The 15,863-nt window shown below is 64.2% G+C and carries 14 protein-coding genes and 3 tRNA genes; 10 read left to right on the top strand and 7 right to left on the bottom strand.

Annotated features, from left to right (window positions below; all coding sequences use genetic code 11):
- Window positions 1-30 precede the first annotated feature (30 nt).
- From AAHM38_RS02760 to AAHM38_RS02750, 3 genes are read left to right on the top strand one after another with little or no spacing between them, the layout of a single operon-like run.
- Entirely contained in the window at window positions 31-231 is a 201-nt protein-coding gene (locus AAHM38_RS02760) for a hypothetical protein (RefSeq protein WP_012761663.1), read from the top strand.
- A gap of 34 nt (window positions 232-265) precedes the next feature.
- Complete coding sequence (locus AAHM38_RS02755) at window positions 266-973, top strand: response regulator transcription factor (RefSeq protein WP_009238509.1); 708 nt, start codon at window positions 266-268, stop codon at window positions 971-973.
- A gap of 27 nt (window positions 974-1,000) precedes the next feature.
- The gene (locus AAHM38_RS02750; protein ID WP_012761665.1) at window positions 1,001-1,252 is read left to right on the top strand and encodes a GlsB/YeaQ/YmgE family stress response membrane protein; all 252 of its coding nucleotides are present in this window, start codon (window positions 1,001-1,003) and stop codon (window positions 1,250-1,252) included.
- Between the two features lie 305 nt (window positions 1,253-1,557).
- Here the strand turns inward: AAHM38_RS02750 and AAHM38_RS02745 are convergent, their stop codons facing one another.
- The gene (locus AAHM38_RS02745; protein WP_116574801.1) at window positions 1,558-2,313 is read right to left on the bottom strand and encodes a FadR/GntR family transcriptional regulator; all 756 of its coding nucleotides are present in this window, start codon (window positions 2,311-2,313) and stop codon (window positions 1,558-1,560) included.
- 86 nt (window positions 2,314-2,399) lie between these two features.
- Here AAHM38_RS02745 and gudD point away from each other — a divergent pair, with 86 nt between their 5' ends.
- The 5 genes from gudD to AAHM38_RS02720 all read left to right on the top strand — a co-directional run bounded on the left by gudD (window position 2,400) and on the right by AAHM38_RS02720 (window position 9,810).
- Window positions 2,400-3,770, top strand: a complete 1,371-nt coding sequence (gene gudD, locus AAHM38_RS02740; protein ID WP_116574802.1) for a glucarate dehydratase — start codon at window positions 2,400-2,402, stop codon at window positions 3,768-3,770.
- 88 nt (window positions 3,771-3,858) lie between these two features.
- A complete protein-coding gene (locus AAHM38_RS02735; RefSeq protein ID WP_116574803.1) occupies window positions 3,859-5,151 on the top strand; it encodes an MFS transporter in 1,293 nt (430 codons plus the stop codon).
- Window positions 5,152-5,161: 10 nt separating this feature from the next.
- Window positions 5,162-7,573, top strand: a complete 2,412-nt coding sequence (locus AAHM38_RS02730) for a glycoside hydrolase family 31 protein (protein ID WP_116574804.1) — start codon at window positions 5,162-5,164, stop codon at window positions 7,571-7,573.
- Window positions 7,574-7,666: 93 nt separating this feature from the next.
- Window positions 7,667-8,875, top strand: coding sequence for a porin (locus AAHM38_RS02725; RefSeq protein ID WP_009277361.1), 1,209 nt, complete (start codon window positions 7,667-7,669; stop codon window positions 8,873-8,875).
- Entirely contained in the window at window positions 8,875-9,810 is a 936-nt protein-coding gene (locus AAHM38_RS02720) for an aldose 1-epimerase (RefSeq protein ID WP_116574805.1), read from the top strand. The genes AAHM38_RS02725 and AAHM38_RS02720 overlap by 1 nt, the downstream gene beginning before the upstream one ends.
- Before the next feature lie 331 nt (window positions 9,811-10,141).
- Here AAHM38_RS02720 and AAHM38_RS02715 read toward each other — a convergent pair.
- Together AAHM38_RS02715 and AAHM38_RS02710 are read right to left on the bottom strand one after the other, a co-directional pair.
- Window positions 10,142-10,217, bottom strand: a tRNA-Lys gene (locus tag AAHM38_RS02715).
- 39 nt (window positions 10,218-10,256) lie between these two features.
- Entirely contained in the window at window positions 10,257-11,183 is a 927-nt protein-coding gene (locus AAHM38_RS02710) for a LysR family transcriptional regulator (RefSeq protein ID WP_009238501.1), read from the bottom strand.
- A gap of 92 nt (window positions 11,184-11,275) precedes the next feature.
- On the opposite strand from AAHM38_RS02710, the gene AAHM38_RS02705 reads away from it, so the two are divergent.
- Window positions 11,276-12,379: a YeiH family protein gene (locus AAHM38_RS02705; RefSeq protein ID WP_116574806.1), complete on the top strand. Its 1,104-nt coding sequence runs from the start codon at window positions 11,276-11,278 to the stop codon at window positions 12,377-12,379.
- Between the two features lie 147 nt (window positions 12,380-12,526).
- Window positions 12,527-13,261 (top strand): DUF899 domain-containing protein, encoded by a 735-nt coding sequence (locus AAHM38_RS02700; protein WP_116574807.1) that lies wholly within the window; start codon window positions 12,527-12,529, stop codon window positions 13,259-13,261.
- A 39-nt stretch (window positions 13,262-13,300) separates the two neighbouring features.
- Here the strand turns inward: AAHM38_RS02700 and AAHM38_RS02695 are convergent.
- The 4 genes from AAHM38_RS02695 to recJ all read right to left on the bottom strand — a co-directional run bounded on the left by AAHM38_RS02695 (window position 13,301) and on the right by recJ (window position 15,859).
- Window positions 13,301-13,391, bottom strand: a tRNA-Leu gene (locus AAHM38_RS02695).
- Between the two features lie 79 nt (window positions 13,392-13,470).
- Window positions 13,471-13,546: transfer RNA gene (locus AAHM38_RS02690), tRNA-Asn, on the bottom strand.
- Window positions 13,547-13,656: 110 nt separating this feature from the next.
- Window positions 13,657-13,986, bottom strand: a complete 330-nt coding sequence (gene fdxA, locus AAHM38_RS02685; protein WP_009238498.1) for a ferredoxin FdxA — start codon at window positions 13,984-13,986, stop codon at window positions 13,657-13,659.
- Window positions 13,987-14,164: 178 nt separating this feature from the next.
- Complete coding sequence (gene recJ / locus AAHM38_RS02680; protein ID WP_116574808.1) at window positions 14,165-15,859, bottom strand: single-stranded-DNA-specific exonuclease RecJ; 1,695 nt, start codon at window positions 15,857-15,859, stop codon at window positions 14,165-14,167.
- Window positions 15,860-15,863: the final 4 nt, after the last annotated feature.

Genomic DNA, 15,863 nt, shown 5'->3' with positions numbered 1-15,863 from the left:
CCGAGCACAGACACGCCCGAGGCGCCACGTATGTTGAGCCAGATTGCAACCGATGTTTTGACCGAATGCGATTACGAATGCATTCGCGCGCAACTGCATCACGCCCTGCGCGGTAACGGGAACCCGCCGCAGTTCAAAGGCTTCTGGCTGGCTGGTCGGCATGTATCCATGTGGCGCGGCGGCAGTGGCGACGATAGCAATGCACAGCATCATCGTCACGCCGCTGCTTGACCGCGCCGCACGCAGTCCACTACGACACCGAGCCATGAAAATCGGTCTGATCGATACGCACCTCGCCCGCCAGCAGGCGATCCACTCCGCGTTGCAGCCCACGCGCTTTGAGTGTGTGCCGCTGTTTCTCTCTCGCCAGGTTTTTGAAGCCATCGACTTGCACGGCATCAACCTGCTGATGGTCGGTGCGCATGCGCACGACATGCCAGGCCTGTCGCTGGTGCGCAGCGTGCGCGAGCGCGTGGGCCCCGGTATGGCGATCGTCTACCTCGCCGACGGCCAGGCCGATACCGAAACCGCAGAGGCGCTCAACCACGGTGCAGACCTGTGCTTCCAAGGTGATATCCGTGCGCCTGAGTTGCTGGCGCGGCTCGATGCGTTGATCCGCCGCTTTGCCGTGAGCCGCGCCGTGCGGGCGTCGGAGATTCGTCTGGGGCCGTATACGCTCGATCGGCAGAATCGTTCCATCCGCCTGCGTGATACGTCAGTGTCGGTACATGCGCGTGAGTTTGAATTGGCGCTGTTGCTCTTTGCGAATGCTGGGCGCGTTCTTTCACGCGCCGATATTGAACTGGCGCTCTGGGGCCGTGAGCTGAGCCCGTATTCACGCACGCTCGATACGCACGTGTCACGCCTGCGCAAGAAGTTGCTGCTGGGTACGGAGAACGGCCTGCGCCTGCGCGCGATCTATGGACAGGGCTTCTGTCTGGAGCGCGTGATCGACGCCGAAGCAACGCACTGACAGCCTTGACCCGCCGGAGCCGCTGCCATGCAATTGCTCTGTATCACCATCCTCATCGGCTTTCTGGCCGGGCTTGTGGCCCGATGGGTGACGCCGCGCAGCGGCGCAAGCGGCTTCGTCCTCACCATCATGGTCGGCATTGCCGGTGCGCTGGCCGCGGCCTTTTTCGGCCAGTTGCTGCATTGGTATGAGCCAGGCCAATTGGCGGGGTTTGCCGGCACGATCGCGGGCGCCGCCATCCTGCTGGCCGGCTATCACGTGCTGGCACGCGAACGCTGAGTCGGTCGTTTCAAAGTCGAGCCCCGCAAGTCGGGGCTTTTTTGTGGGTGAAGCAGTGGAGGAGATTTGACCGCCCACTGCCAAAAGAAACGCCCTGACACTCGGGACAGCAGCATCAGGGCCAAGAAGACCGCGGCTCTCTCTTCCGCGGCCGGAGCGCACCCACGAGGGGTCGGTGCAAGCTCAGGTTACGTGGCTGAGAGCGGGCGAATGCAAATCTTTATCAACAGCGCTGAGACCGGAGATTCTGGACGGTGCTGAACGCCTGATAAGACGTCGTACAACATGCCGCCGTGTTGGCCAGCTCAGCTACCCGTTGCGGTCGTTTGAGTGCCAGCCGCTTCGTGCGCCCGGCGCAGACGCTCGCGGCTGTTTGACAGGTGCATGCGCATGGCGGCGCGAGCGGCTTCGGGATCTTTCCGCGCAATGGCTTCGAAGACGCTGTGGTGCTCGCGGTTGACCGTGGCGCGCAGTTCGGGCGCGTTCAGGTAGCCGACCTGCGCCAGCCCCATCCGCGTGCGGGGAATGAGCGTCTTGCCGAGCTGGGCGAGGGCGCCCACGAAATGTTCGTTGCCGGTGGCGCGGGCAATGCTCAGATGAAATTGGAGGTCGGAGGTGGCGCTGTCGTTGCCCTCCGCCTGGTCCTGCTCGATGGCCTCGAGTGCCAGACGCAGCGCCTCGATCTCGGCCGCGGAGATGCGCTGTGCGGCCAAGCCTGCGCATTCCGTCTCAATGGCGACGCGCAGTTCCAGCATGCTCAAGATCTCGTGCATCGTCGACGCATCGCCCAGCGGGATGCTGTTGTCGATGCGTGGCGGCAGCACAAAGCTGCCGATGCCGTGACGCGTTTCGATCAGCCCTTTGGCTTGCAAGCGCGAAATCGCCTCGCGTACCACCGTGCGGCTCACGCCCAGCGCTTCCATCAACGCGGATTCCGTGGGGAGCTTGTCCCCAATCCGCAGAGATTCACTGGCAATGCGCCCTTTGACGTGGTCCACCACCACGTCCGCCAAGCTTTGGGTGCGGCGCACGAGCGTTGCGGGCGGGCTGACGGTGGGCATGTGGTCTCCGGGAAGGGGCGGGTTTACCAGGGGTGGTTCGAGAAGAATGTGTCAATTATAGTCGCGTCCATGTTGTACGACGACTGATGACACACGTGATGACAATCAATCACCCAGCCTCCGAACGCGCAGTCGACACGCCGCGCGTCACCCGCCTCCAGGTCATTCCCGTGGCGGGCCGCGACAGCATGTTGCTGAATCTGAGCGGCGCGCATGGCCCGTTCTTCACCCGCAATATCGTCATCCTGGAGGACTCCGCAGGTCATACCGGCGTAGGTGAGGTGCCCGGCGGCGAGTCCATCCGCAAGACCATTGAGGACGCGACGCCGCTGGTTGTCGGACAACCGATCGGCGCGTACAACAACGTACTGAACAGCGTGCGCCGTCAATTTGCCGATCGTGATGCCGCTGGCCGGGGGTTGCAGACTTTCGATCTGCGCACCACCGTGCATGCGGTGACAGCGCTGGAAAGCGCGCTGCTGGACCTGCTCGGCCAGCATCTGGGCGTGCCCGTGGCGGCCCTGCTGGGGCAGGGGCAACAGCGTGCCAAGGTGCCGGTGCTCGGCTACCTGTTCTTCGTGGGCGATCGCAAGCGCACCGACCTCGACTACGCCGACGGCAGCGATGCCACGGACGACTGGACCCGCGTGCGCCACGAAGAAGCGCTTACGCCGGAGGCGGTCGTGCGCCTCGCAAAGGCCGCCCATGCGCGCTATGGCTTCAAGGATTTCAAGCTCAAGGGCGGTGTGCTGAGCGGCGATGACGAAATGGTCGTCACGACTGCATTGGCCGAGGCCTTTCCCGAGGCGCGCGTCACGCTGGACCCGAACGGCGCGTGGTCGCTGGCCGAGGCCATTCGCCTGTGCCGCGACAAGCACGACGTGCTGGCCTACGCCGAAGACCCGTGCGGCGCCGAGGGCGGTTACTCGGGCCGCGAGGTGATGGCCGAGTTCCGCCGCGCCACGGGCCTGCCGACGGCCACCAACATGATCGCTACCGACTGGCGCCAGATGGGACACGCCATTCAGCTGCACTCGGTCGACATTCCCCTGGCCGATCCGCATTTCTGGACGATGCAGGGCTCGGTGCGCGTGGCACAGATGTGTGACGACTGGGGCCTGACCTGGGGTTCGCACTCCAACAACCACTTCGACATTTCGCTGGCGATGTTCACGCACGTGGCCGCGGCAGCGCCGGGCAACATCACCGCCATCGATACGCACTGGATCTGGCAAGACGGACAGCGCCTGACGCGCGAGCCGTTCCAGATCGTGGGTGGCGAGATCGATGTGCCGGCAGCACCGGGCCTCGGTATCACGCTCGACATGGCGCAACTGGAGAAGGCTCACGCGCTGTACGAGCAGCACGGCCTGGGCGCACGCGACGATGCGATCGCCATGCGCCAACTGATTCCCAACTGGCAGTTCGACAACAAGCGCCCCTGCATGGTGCGTTGACCGCTACGGCGGAAATCGAGGCGGCGCCCGTTGTAGCACGCCGCCTCGTACATCGGTAACCAATAAAAAAAATATCGGAGACAACACCGTGAAGACCATCAAGGGCTTGCGCTGGTGGATCATCGTGCTGGTGTGCCTGGGCACGATCGTCAACTATCTGGCGCGTAACTCGCTGGGCGTGCTGGCGCCCACCCTCAAGAGCGAGCTGGGGATGAGCACCCAGCAGTATTCCTACGTGGTGGCGGCCTTCCAGGTCGGCTACACGATCATGCAGCCCGTCTGCGGCTTTATCGTTGACCTGGTCGGCTTGCGTATCGGCTTTGCGCTGTTTGGTGTGTTGTGGTCGTTTGCTGGCGTGCTGCACGCGGGCGCTACCGGCTGGCTGTCGCTGGCGGGCTTTCGCGCCCTGATGGGCCTGACCGAAGCCGCTGCCATTCCGTCCGGCATGAAGGCCGTCGCCGAATGGTTCCCGGACAAGGAAAAGTCCGTCGCCGTCGGCTGGTTCAATTCGGGCACCTCGCTGGGTGCGATGTTGGCGCCGCCGCTGGTGGTCTTCCTGCATCTGCGTTACGGCTGGCAGTGGGCGTTTGTGGTGACCGGCGCAATCGGCTTCTTGTGGGCCGCGCTGTGGTTTGCGTTCTACCGTTCGCCGAAGGACCATGCCGCGCTGTCCGATGCCGAGCGCGAAAAGATCATCGGCGGCCAGCTCCGCCCGGTGAGCGCAGAGCGCGGCAAGCGCCCGGTCAAGGACGTCGTGACGTCCCGCCGCTTCTGGGCGATTGCGCTGGCGCGCTTTTTTGCCGAACCTGCCTGGCAGACGTTCAGCTTTTGGATTCCGCTTTACTTCGTCAACGAGCGTCACCTCGATCTGAAAGCCATCGCCATGTTCGCGTGGCTGCCATTCCTGGCGGCTGACCTGGGCGGCCTGGCCGGCGGTTACCTGTCGCCGTTCCTGATCAAGCGCTTCCGTATTCCGCTGGTGTGGTCGCGCGTTTGCGGCGTTGTGCTGGGTGCGTTCATGATGATCGGTCCGGCGTGCGTCGGGCTCGTGGCGTCTCCCTATACGGCGATTGCGCTGTTCTGCGTGGGTGGCTTTGCGCACCAAATGATCTCCGGCCTGGTCAACACGCTGTCTGCGGACGTGTTCGATCCGGAAGAGGTGGGCACTGCCAGTGGCTTTGCAGGCATGTCGGCGTGGATTGGCGGCCTGGGCTTCTCGCTGTTGGTGGGCGCGTTGGCTGACAAGGTCGGTTATGGTCCGCTGTTCGGCCTGCTCGGCGCGTTCGATCTGATTGGCGCGGCGTTGCTGATTGTGCTGATTCGCGGTCAGTCGCAGGAAGAGCGCGCCGCGCGTCAGATGAGTCTCTCTGCTTCAAACTGAGTTGAAACCGATGTCCATGTTGCATCCCCCCCGATTCGAAGTCCAGGCGCATGAAGGCAACCGGCTGCGGCTGGCCAGCAGCGCCGGCGCTGCGATTGAACTCTTCGTGCTGGAAGAGGACATCATCCGCATGCTCGTGCTGCCGCAGGGCGACCTGCGCGGCCCGGCCACGTGGTCGATTGCCCCCGGCGGTGACGACACGCCCCTCGAAGGGCGTGACCGCCGCGACCTGAGCGGCTTCGCGCTGCCCGCATTTGCGTTGCACAGCGATGCCGACACGCTGCGCGTGGAAACCAGCAAGATTCGGCTGAGCGTTGCGCTCGCAGGCGGCTTCTGCACATGGCAGATCCACGGGGCCGGCGGATGGCAGACCGTGCTGAACGATCGCCCAACGCAGGCCTACAACTTCGGCTATTGGGACGAGCAGGTCTACCACTACGTGCGCCGCGAACCCGGCGAGATGTACTTCGGCCTGGGTGAGCGCGCCGGCGACATGAACCGTGCGCACCAGCGCTATGAGATGCGCAACATCGATGCGATGGGCTACAGCGCGCGCACGACCGATCCGCTGTACAAGCACATCCCGTTCTACGTGACGTGGCAACCGGAAAACCGCACCGGCTTCGGGTTGTTCTACGACACGCTGTCAGATTGCAGCTTCGACATGGGCCGCGAGCTGGACAACTACCACGGTCACTATCGGTACTTTGTCGCGCCGCATGGCGATCTCGACTACTACTTCATCGCCTCGCCCGACACGCCGCTCGACGCCACGCGCCGCTTTACGTGGATGACCGGCCGCCCCGCCTGGATGCCGAAATGGGGCCTCGGTTATTCCGGCTCGACCATGACGTACACCGACGCGCCCAACGCGCAGGAACAGATGGCCGAGTTCATCAAGGGATGCCGTGAGCACGACATCCTGTGCGATTCGTTCCATCTGTCGTCGGGCTATACGTCGATCGGGCCGAAGCGCTACGTCTTCAACTGGAACACCGACAAGTTCCCCGATGTGCGCGGCTTCGTCCAGAGCTATCTGGACGCGGGCATTCGCCTGTGCCCGAACATCAAGCCGTGCCTGCTTCGCGATCACCCGAAGTTCGAAGAAGCCCGGGAAGCCGGCCTGCTGATTTGCGACGCAAGCGGCGAGCCGGCCTGGGTGCAATTCTGGGACGAGGTTGGCGCGTATCTCGACTTCACCAACCCGAAAACGCTGGGTTGGTGGAAAGCCAACGTCAAGAGCGCGCTGCTCGAGTACGGCATGGCGTCGACCTGGAACGACAACAACGAGTTCGAAGTCTGGACGCCCGACGCGTTCGCGCACGGGTTTGGCAAGAAGGCGCCCATCCGTGAAGCCAAGGTGCTGCACACCATGCTGATGATGCGCGCCTCGCGCGAAGCGCAGCTCGAATTTGCGCCGCAGCGTCGGCCGTTCCTGGTGTCGCGCTCCGGTGGTGTCGGCATGCAGCGCTATGTGCAGACGTGGTCCGGAGACAACTACACCTCGTGGGAAACGCTGCGCTACAACCTGAAGATGGGCCTGGGGCTAGCGCTGTCGGGCGTCTCGAACATCGGGCACGATATCGGCGGGTTTGCGGGCCCGGCGCCTTCGCCGGAATTGCTGGTGCGCTGGGTGGCGTTTGGCGTGTTCATGCCGCGCTTCTCCATCCACTCGTGGAACGATGACAAGACCGTCAACGAACCATGGATGTATCCGCAGGTCACCTCGCAAATTGCCTCGCTGATCAAGCTGCGCTACCGGCTGATTCCGTATCTGTATGAACTGTTATGGCAATCCACGCAGGCCTATGACCCGGTACTGCGGCCGACGTTTGCCGAGTTCCCGAACGACCGCCGCTGCTACGCCGAGTGCGATGACATGATGCTCGGCGCGTCGCTGCTCGTGGCGCCGACGGTGGACGAAGGGCAGACCCATCGCTCTGTCTACCTGCCGACCGGCGCGCGCTGGGTGTCGTACTGGAGCGGCGAGGCGTTCGAGGGCGGACAGACCATCACGCTGCCTTCGCCGTGGGACCAACCCGTCATGCTGATTCGCGAAGGCGGGGTGATCGCGCTGAACGTGGCGGAGCAGCATTTCGACCGGCGCGCCGATCAACGCGGCTTCCTCGTCGTGCCCATGCAAGGCGTTGGCGAATCCGCTGGCGGCTGCGTTGAAGACGACGGCGAAACCGAAGCGTGGCGCCGCGGCGAGCAGGGCCGATGGAGCGTGCGCGCAGTGTCGGATGCGCAGGCGATCACGCTGCACGTCTCGCGCGAAGGCAAGATGCCGACGCCGGCCGACACGGTGGAGATTCACTTGCCCGCCGGCGATGCGCGGCCAGTACAGACGCCGCATGCCCGCGTGCTGGACACCGTTGTTGCGGGTGGCTGGCGCCGCCTGACGTTGCAATTGCCGGCCTAGTGCCGCATTTCCGCTGCGCATCACGATCGGGTCCGCAGAGGCACGGTAATGCGCAGTGTTCCCTTGGTGTAGGAGATTTCCGAGATCACAACGATGAAAACCACACGAGCCAAACGTGCCGTTTCGATCCGCCCGGTCTACGCATCGGTTGCGCTGCTCTGCGCAGGCGCTTCGATGCAGGCTGCAGCACAAACGTCGGTCACGCTGTATGGCGTGGTCGATAACGCCTTTGCCTATTCGAGCAACCAGGGCGGCCATTCCAACACTTACATCAACTCGGGCGCCTTGCTGGCCAGCAAGTTTGGCCTGTACGGCACGGAAGACCTGGGCGGCGGCAACACGGCGCTGTTCCGGCTGGAGAGCGGTCTCAACGCCGCAACGGGGCAACAGTCCCAAGCCGGGGTCATCTTTAACCGCCAGGCCTACGTCGGCCTGAGCAACACGAACTATGGCCAGGTCACGCTGGGCCGTGCGTACACGCCGTACTTCCAGTACGTGGCATCGCTGGGCCCGACCAACGTGCTCACGGGTGCCACTGGCGCGCACCCGGGCGATGTCGATGCATTGGATACCACGCTGCGCTTCAACAACTCCGTCACCTACACCACGCCGGTGCTGGGCGGTCTGCAAGCGGGCGTGCAATACGGCTTTGGCGAGCAGGCCGGCAGCATTTCGAACGGCAGCAGCGTGAGCACCGGGCTGCGATACGACTTCCAGGCCTTCTCGTGGGGCGTCGGCTATACGCGCCTGAAGAACGTGTCGACTGGCACGACGGCCGGCAACTTCAGCAACGTCGGGACGTTCGCCAACAACTCGCCGGTCAACGCCGGCTATGCCACGGCAGACTCCGCGCAGCTCATCGCCACGGCCGCGCGTTATACGTTCGGCAAGTTGATGGTTGGCCTGAACTACTCGAATGTTCAGTACAAGCCGGGCGCGCTGTCGCTGTTCACGCAATCGGCCACGTTCAATACGGTGGGCGCGATTGCCACGTACGATCTGACGCCCGCATTGCGGCTCGCCTTCGGCTACAGCTACACGGCTGAGAAGGCACGCAACGGGATCAGCTCGCCGGCCAAGTACAACCAGTTCTCGATGGAGCAGCTGTATTCGCTGTCCAAGCGCACCGCGTTCTATGCGATCCAGGCGTATCAGCGCGCCAACGGCCAGACGCTGCGCGCTTCGGGGACGAGCACGTCCATTGTGGATGCGGTGGCGTCGGTAGGCGACTCGCAGAACGGCACGCCGTCGAACGGACGCAGCCAGTTCGTGGGCATGGTCGGCATTCGGCATTCGTTCTGATGCACAGCAAGACTTGGCTTGCGCCTGGCCAGGTGCACACGCTGCGCGCCGGCGCGTTGACGATGGACGTCGCCCCGGCGGCAGGTGGACGCATTGCCTCGCTGGCTTGGGCCGGCGAGGGCGGCCGGCATGTCGATTGGTTGGCGCCGATGTCGGCCGAGTCCTTGCGCGACGGCTTCGAGGGGCTGGCATGGCCCAAGGCCGGCTGCTATCCGCTACTGCCGTTCTCCAACCGCATCCGCGATGGGCGCTTTGAATGGGGCGGCCGCGAGATCCGTCTCGCGCCGCATCCCGGCCAGGCCCACGCCATGCACGGACTGGCGCATGCGCGTGCTTGGACGGTGGAGCGGATGACAGCGTCGTCGATCGAACTCGGCTTGCGCTATGTGCCCGAGGCAGACAGCTGGCCCTGGCCTTTCACCGCAACGCAAACGCTGGTGCTGACTGAATCCGGGCTGGATGCCGTCATGACGCTGCGCAACGATGGCGACAGCAGTATGCCGGCCGGTGGCGGCTTCCATCCATACTTCGCACGCACGGCCGATACGCGCGTGCAGTTCGATGCTGCGACGATGTGGCCGACCGACGCCGGTGAAGTTGCCGTCCGCCGCGAGCCGATCACGCCGCGGGAAGATTTTCGTCACGCCCGTGCATTACCCGATGCCGCGCTCAGCGTCTACTACAGCGAATGGCAGCAACGTGCGGTGGTGTCCCGCGCGGGCGGCGAGCTCACGCTGAGCGCCGATGACCCGCTCGACCACTTCATCCTCCACGCGCCGCACGGGCAGCCGTATTTCTGCCTGGAGCCCATTTCACATGTGGCCGACGCCATCAACCTGGCGGCACAAGGATGGGAAGGTACTGGCCTGCGCGCTTTGGCGCCTGGCGAGACGTTGCACATGCGCATGCAACTGCGCATCGAGGCAATGGCCTGAAATGCAAGGCCGGCGCCGGCCTTTGGCGGTGCCGAACAGCTCCGCCTTGTCGGTCGCTGCTCAAGCCGCGGCCAACAAGGCAGCCCAGGCCGATCGGGCCACGTACAGCACGCCGCCGGCCGTATCCTGGCGTCGACGCGCGCGCATCGCTGCACCTCAGTTACACCTGCAAGCAGTTATGAGGCGCTCCGCATTCTTGTGCTTGCTGCTGGCCGGCTGCTCAAACGTTTCGCAGGTCTTTGAAACCCGGTTGGGATGAACGTGCCCGTGCCCGCGCGAGATTGCAGAAATGAAAAAGGCCCGACAGTTGCCTGTCGGGCCTTTTAAATACTGGTGGGGCGTGAGTGACTCGAACACTCGACCTACGGATTAAGAGTCCGCTGCTCTACCAACTGAGCTAACGCCCCGCGAAGAAACGAGAATATATCAATCTTTTTTGGATCGCGCTAGTCCCCTGCGCGAATTTTTTTCGAATCGACGCTGTGACTGCGTAGCACGTCGATGAATTGCGTGAGCCCGTGCGTGGGGTGCTTGTCGCGATGGCGCACGATCAGCAGCGGCCGGGCAATGCGCGGCAGGCCGCTGTCGACTTCCACCAGGCGGCCGTCACGCAGCGCGTCGGCCACCACGTGGCGCGACAGGCAGCTAATGCCGTAGCCGGCAGCCACCGTGCGCTGGATAGCTTCGGAGTGCCCGAGTTCGAGCGCCACATGCAGCGGCCCGACCACCGAAGCGATGCGGCTGTCGACTAGTTCGCGCGTGCCGGAGCCGGGTTCACGCATCAGCCAGCCCGCTTCGCGCAGCGCCGCATGCGAGACGGGTCCCGTTCCTTGCGTGAGCGGATGCCCCGGCGCGGCAACGATCACCATCTCATCGTCGATCCACGTTTCGATCTCTAATGCTTCGCCGCGGCACGTGCCTTCAATCAAGCCGATGTCGACCTCGAAACGCTGCACGGCATCGACCACGTCCTGCGTGTTGCCGATCAGCACGTCGAGCTGGCTGTCCGGCGCGATCTCGTGCCGGAAGCCCGCCAGCAGGGCTGGCAGCACATAGTTGCCGATCGTGCTGCTGGCCGCGAGCTTCAGGCGCACGTTCGGCTGGGCGGTCGCGTGTTCCAGCGCATCGGCGTGATCGAGCAGCGCCTGTGCTTGCGGCAGAAGTTGCCGGCCCAGCGCATTCAGATGCAGGCGCCGCGCATGCCGGTCAAACAGCGGATGTCCGAGCGTGGACTCCAGCTCGGCCAGCGCCGCGCTGACAGCGGATTGCGACAGGCCAAGAGCTTCGCCGGCAGCGGTGGTCGTCTCGCTTTGCGCGATGGCGGCGAAGACGGCCCATTGCCGCAAGGTGACGCGGGGCGCTTTGTTATCCATAAAAGTGGTTGGAATTACTAAAATTACCTGTTTTACAGGTTATCACGATCCGCATATCGTTATGCGCATATCGAATAAAGAAGGCGGATGTGATGACGACTGCGCAGAAACAGCTGGCACCCTCGAGCATGGCGGCGGGGTTCGATGGGCGGACGCTTGCCAGCGTGACGGTGTTGTTCGGCTGCGCGGGCGTGGCCGTAGCGCTCGGTGCCATGCCGTGGGCGGAGCATCTGGGCCTGAGCGCATTGACGCTCGCCATCCTGCTCGGCATGGCCGTGGGGCATGTCCCTGGTCACCAGCGCTGGCTGACGCCAGGCGCGATCCAGTTTGCGCGACATACGCTGCTGCGGGCCGGCGTGATTCTCTACGGCGCTCGGCTGACGCTGGCGCAGATCCAGGATCTGGGTACGTCAGGCGTGGTGATTCCCCTGGTGGTATTGGCCGCGACGATGCTGGCCGGTACGTGGATCGGCACGCGCTGGTTTCGCCTCACGCGTTCGCAATCCGTGCTGGTGGCGGCGGGCAGTGCGGTCTGCGGGGCCGCGGCCGTGCTGGCCGTCGCGCCGGCGGTGAAGGCGTCATCGCGTGAGACGGCCGTAGCGATCGCCAGCGTGGTCCTGTTCGGCACGGTCGGCATCTTTCTGTATCCGTGGCTGTACGCGCTGGTTGCGCATGCTGGTGCGGCCGTCACGCCTGAGCACTTTGGCGTCTACATCGGTTCGACGATCCACGAGGTCGCGCAGGTGATTGCCGCTGCGCGTCCGTTGGGCGACGACGCCACCAACGCGGCCGTGGTCAGCAAGATGGTGCGCGTGCTGGCGCTGTCTCCGCTGCTGGTGGTGCTGGCGTGCACGACGCCTGCTGAAGCGCCGGCTTCCGCTTCGGCGTCTTCCGAGAGCGCACTTCGCAAGGCCGCCGGCCATGCCTGGAAGGCGATGCCCTGGTTTGCGGTGGGCTTGCTGATCGTGACGCTGCTGAATTCCGCTGGTGCGATCCCCGCTGCATGGCATGCCCCCATCGACGCCATCGACACCGCCATGCTGGCCTGCGCGATGTTTGCCATCGGCACGCAAACGCATGTGCCGATGCTGCTGAAGTCCGGTGTGCGACCGCTGCTGTGTGCCGCTGTGCTGTGGGTAGGTCTGGTGGGCGGCGGCGCGCTCATCAATGTGGGCGTGCGGTTGCTGATGGGCTGATCCGGCACCTGAAATGACATGCGCAGAGGCGGCTGATTCTCTTCCATGGCGGGCAAGTCGCATCCGGTTGGGGACTTGTGCGCCGCGGCTTTTCATTCGAGTGCGGCCGCCTAGTATGAAGTCCTGAGTCTTAGACAAGGGGCAATCATGCAAGCGCACCCCGTCGTTTCAAGAGACGAATGGCTTATCCAGCGCCGAGCGTTGCTGGCGCGCGAGAAAGAGGCCATCCATCTGCGCGACGCCATCAACGCCGAGCGCCAAGCGCTGCCGTGGGTCAAGGTCGATGCGGCATACGTGTTCGAGTCGCCGGAGGGCAAGAAGACGCTGCTCGACCTGTTCGACGGCCGCAGCCAACTGATGGTCTATCACTTCATGCTCGGCCCAGACTGGGATGCGTGCTGTCCGGGGTGCTCCTTCCTGTCCGACCATATTGGCGGAATGCTCCCGCATTTGAACCACCACGACGTGACGTTCGTCGCGGTGTCCCGCGCGCCGATGGACAAGATCGCCACCTACAAAAAGCGCATGGGCTGGCGATTCCCGTGGGTGTCGTCGTTCGGCTCGACGTTCAATCACGACTATCGCGTGAGTTTCTCGCAGGACGAACTCGCAAGCGGGACGGTCGACTACAACTACACGGCTACGCCACGCGAAGAGGCTCACGACGAACTGCCTGGAATGAGCGCCTTTTATCAAGACGAGGCGCGCAATGTCTTCCACGCGTACTCGACGTATGCGCGCGGCTTGGAGGACATGGTTGGCACGCTGCTGCTGCTCGATCGCGCGCCGCTTGGCCGCAATGAAAACGGCCCGATGTCATGGGTGCGCCGTCACGACGAATATGAAGACGCGCCGAACACGCACGGCTGCAGCGCGACGTAACACGCTGGTGCGGAGGAGGGAAGGAAGCGACGAGGGGATTGGTGCCCGGAGCCGGGATCGAACCGGCACGCGCCGATTAGGGCGCAGCGGATTTTAAGTCCGCGGTGTCTACCAATTTCACCATCCGGGCATGACGATCGGTGCAAACAATACACGCACCGATGCCACAAATGAAAACGCCCCGCACGAAGCGAGGCGTTTTGTTATTTTGGCTCCCCGACCTGGGCTCGAACCAGGGACCTACGGATTAACAGTCCGGCGCTCTACCGACTGAGCTATCGGGGAATCGCTGCAACAGCGAAGAAATGAATTCTAGCTAGTTTCCGTTCTACCCGTCAACACCTTTTTTCGCGATGCTCTACAAAAAGTGTGCGGGCAGGTTGGCTTGAGCGAGTTCAGCCGCGGTCGAGATACTGTTCCTTGTCCTTCACGTCCTTCCAGTCGTCGGCGTCGGGCAAGGGTTGCTTGGTCTTGGTGATGGACGGCCAGCCGGCTTGCGCCAGCTCTGCATTGATGGCGATCCATTTCTGCTGATCGGCAGGCACGTCTTCTTCGGCGTAGATAGCGTTGACCGGGCACTCGGCCACGCAGACGGCGCAGTCGATGCACTCATCCGGATCAATGGTCAGGAAGTTCGGGCCTTCGCGGAAGCAGTCGACGGGGCAGACGTCCACGCAGTCGGTGTACTTGCAGCGGACACAGCTTTCGGTAACGACGTGAGTCATTTCGCTTGGAAGTTGATGCTAGGAATTCGTGGGGCGCGCGGTCCTGGATGCTTGGGCGTTTCCATACCGGCAATCTCGCATTGTAACGCACCGGCCGTGCCCGATTGCTGCGTCATCTTCGCGCCGTCAGACAGTTTTGGCATGTATTTATGCGTTGGCGCAAGGTTTGTCCAATCCGCTATTGCGCGTGCTCGATCACCATCTGCACGCGCGTGATGCCATTGAACGTGTTGTTGTCGAGCCGGTAGGCCACGTACGCCGAGGCGCCGAGCGGCTCTGCGTGGTTGAACCAGATCGCGTCGAAATGCTGCTTGCCGCGGCCGAGCTTGAGCTTCAGGTGCTTGTCTTTCAGCACCGCCTGCGATAGCACGTCGAACTCGCCGCAGAAGCTTGGCGCCGGAAAGCCTTGGCCCCAGACCTGGGTTTCGAGCAGCTCGACGAACTGCGGCGTGAAGCATTCCGGGTCCGCTTCGCCGTCGGTTTCGAGCACGCGCGAGAGCAGGGCCTCGGTCAGCCATTCGCGGCCGACGGCCTCGAAGGTGTTGGCGAATGCATCGAAACCGTCCTCGCGCAGCGTAAGCCCCGCCGCCATGGCGTGGCCGCCGAATTTCACGATCAGACCCGGGCTGCGCTTGTGGACGGCGTCCAGCGCATCACGCAGGTGGAAGCCGGGAATCGAACGGCCCGACCCCTTGATGACGCCGTCGTCGCCGGGCGCGAAGGTGAACACCGGGCGGTGGAACTTGTCCTTGATGCGCGACGCGACAATGCCGATCACACCCTGGTGCCACGTCTCGTTGTAGACCGCGAGGGTGTGGCGGCCGGCGCCATCGATGGCGTTCATGCTGTCGAGGATGGCGAGCGCTTCCTGCTGCATGCCGGCTTCGATCTCGCGGCGCTCGCGGTTCATGCCGTCGAGTTCGGCGGCGATGGCCATGGCGCGGTCGTAGTCGTCGGTGAGCAGGCATTCGATGCCGAGTGACATGTCGGCAAGGCGCCCGGCGGCGTTCAGGCGCGGGCCGAGGCCGAAGCCCAGATCGAACGTCGACGCGCGCCTCGCCTCGCGGCCGGCCACGCGGAACAGCGCGGCGATGCCCGGGCACATCCGCCCCGCGCGCATGCGCTTGAGGCCCTGCGCGACCAGCAGACGGTTGTTGGCGTCGAGTTTGACCACGTCGGCCACGGTGCCGAGTGCCACCAGATCGAGCAGCGCGTCAAGGCGCGGCTGATCTTGCGGCGTGAACACACCGCGCTTGCGCAATTCCGCCCGCAGGGCCAGCAGCACGTAGAACATCACGCCAACGCCCGCCAGATTCTTGCTCGGGAAGCCGCAGCCCGGCTGGTTCGGATTGACGATCACGCGCGCCTCGGGCAACTGCGCCCCGGGCATGTGGTGGTCCGTCACGACCACGTCGATACCCAGCGCGTTGGCGGCAGCAACGCCCGCCACATCTGCGATGCCGTTGTCGACGGTGACCAGCACGTCCGGCTTCTCGCGTGCGGCCAGTGCGACGATTTCGGGCGACAGGCCGTAGCCGTACTCGAAGCGGTTCGGGACGATGTAGCCGACCTGCGCACCCAGCATGCGCAAGCCGCGTACGCCTACGGCGCAGGCGGTGGCCCCGTCGCAGTCGTAGTCGGCAATGATCAGCAGGCGCTTGTTGGCGTCGATGGCGTCGGCCAGGTAGCGCGCTGCTTCGTCAATGCCCTTGAGTTGCGCGGGGGGCAGCAGGTCGGTCAGTTCGGTCGACAGTTCATCGGGCCGGGCAACGCCCCGGGCAGCGAGGATGCGCGCCAGGACAGGATGGATGCCGTGGCCCGCCAGCGTGGTGGCGGCGTCGGCGGAATGCGGGCGGACAGCGATGCGGGTCATGCAG

Source organism: Ralstonia sp. OTU4908 (assembly GCF_038440115.1).
Lineage (GTDB): Bacteria > Pseudomonadota > Gammaproteobacteria > Burkholderiales > Burkholderiaceae > Ralstonia > Ralstonia pickettii.
Note: the sequence above shows the minus strand (reverse complement) of the source record. Positions and strands in the feature narration are given on the sequence as shown.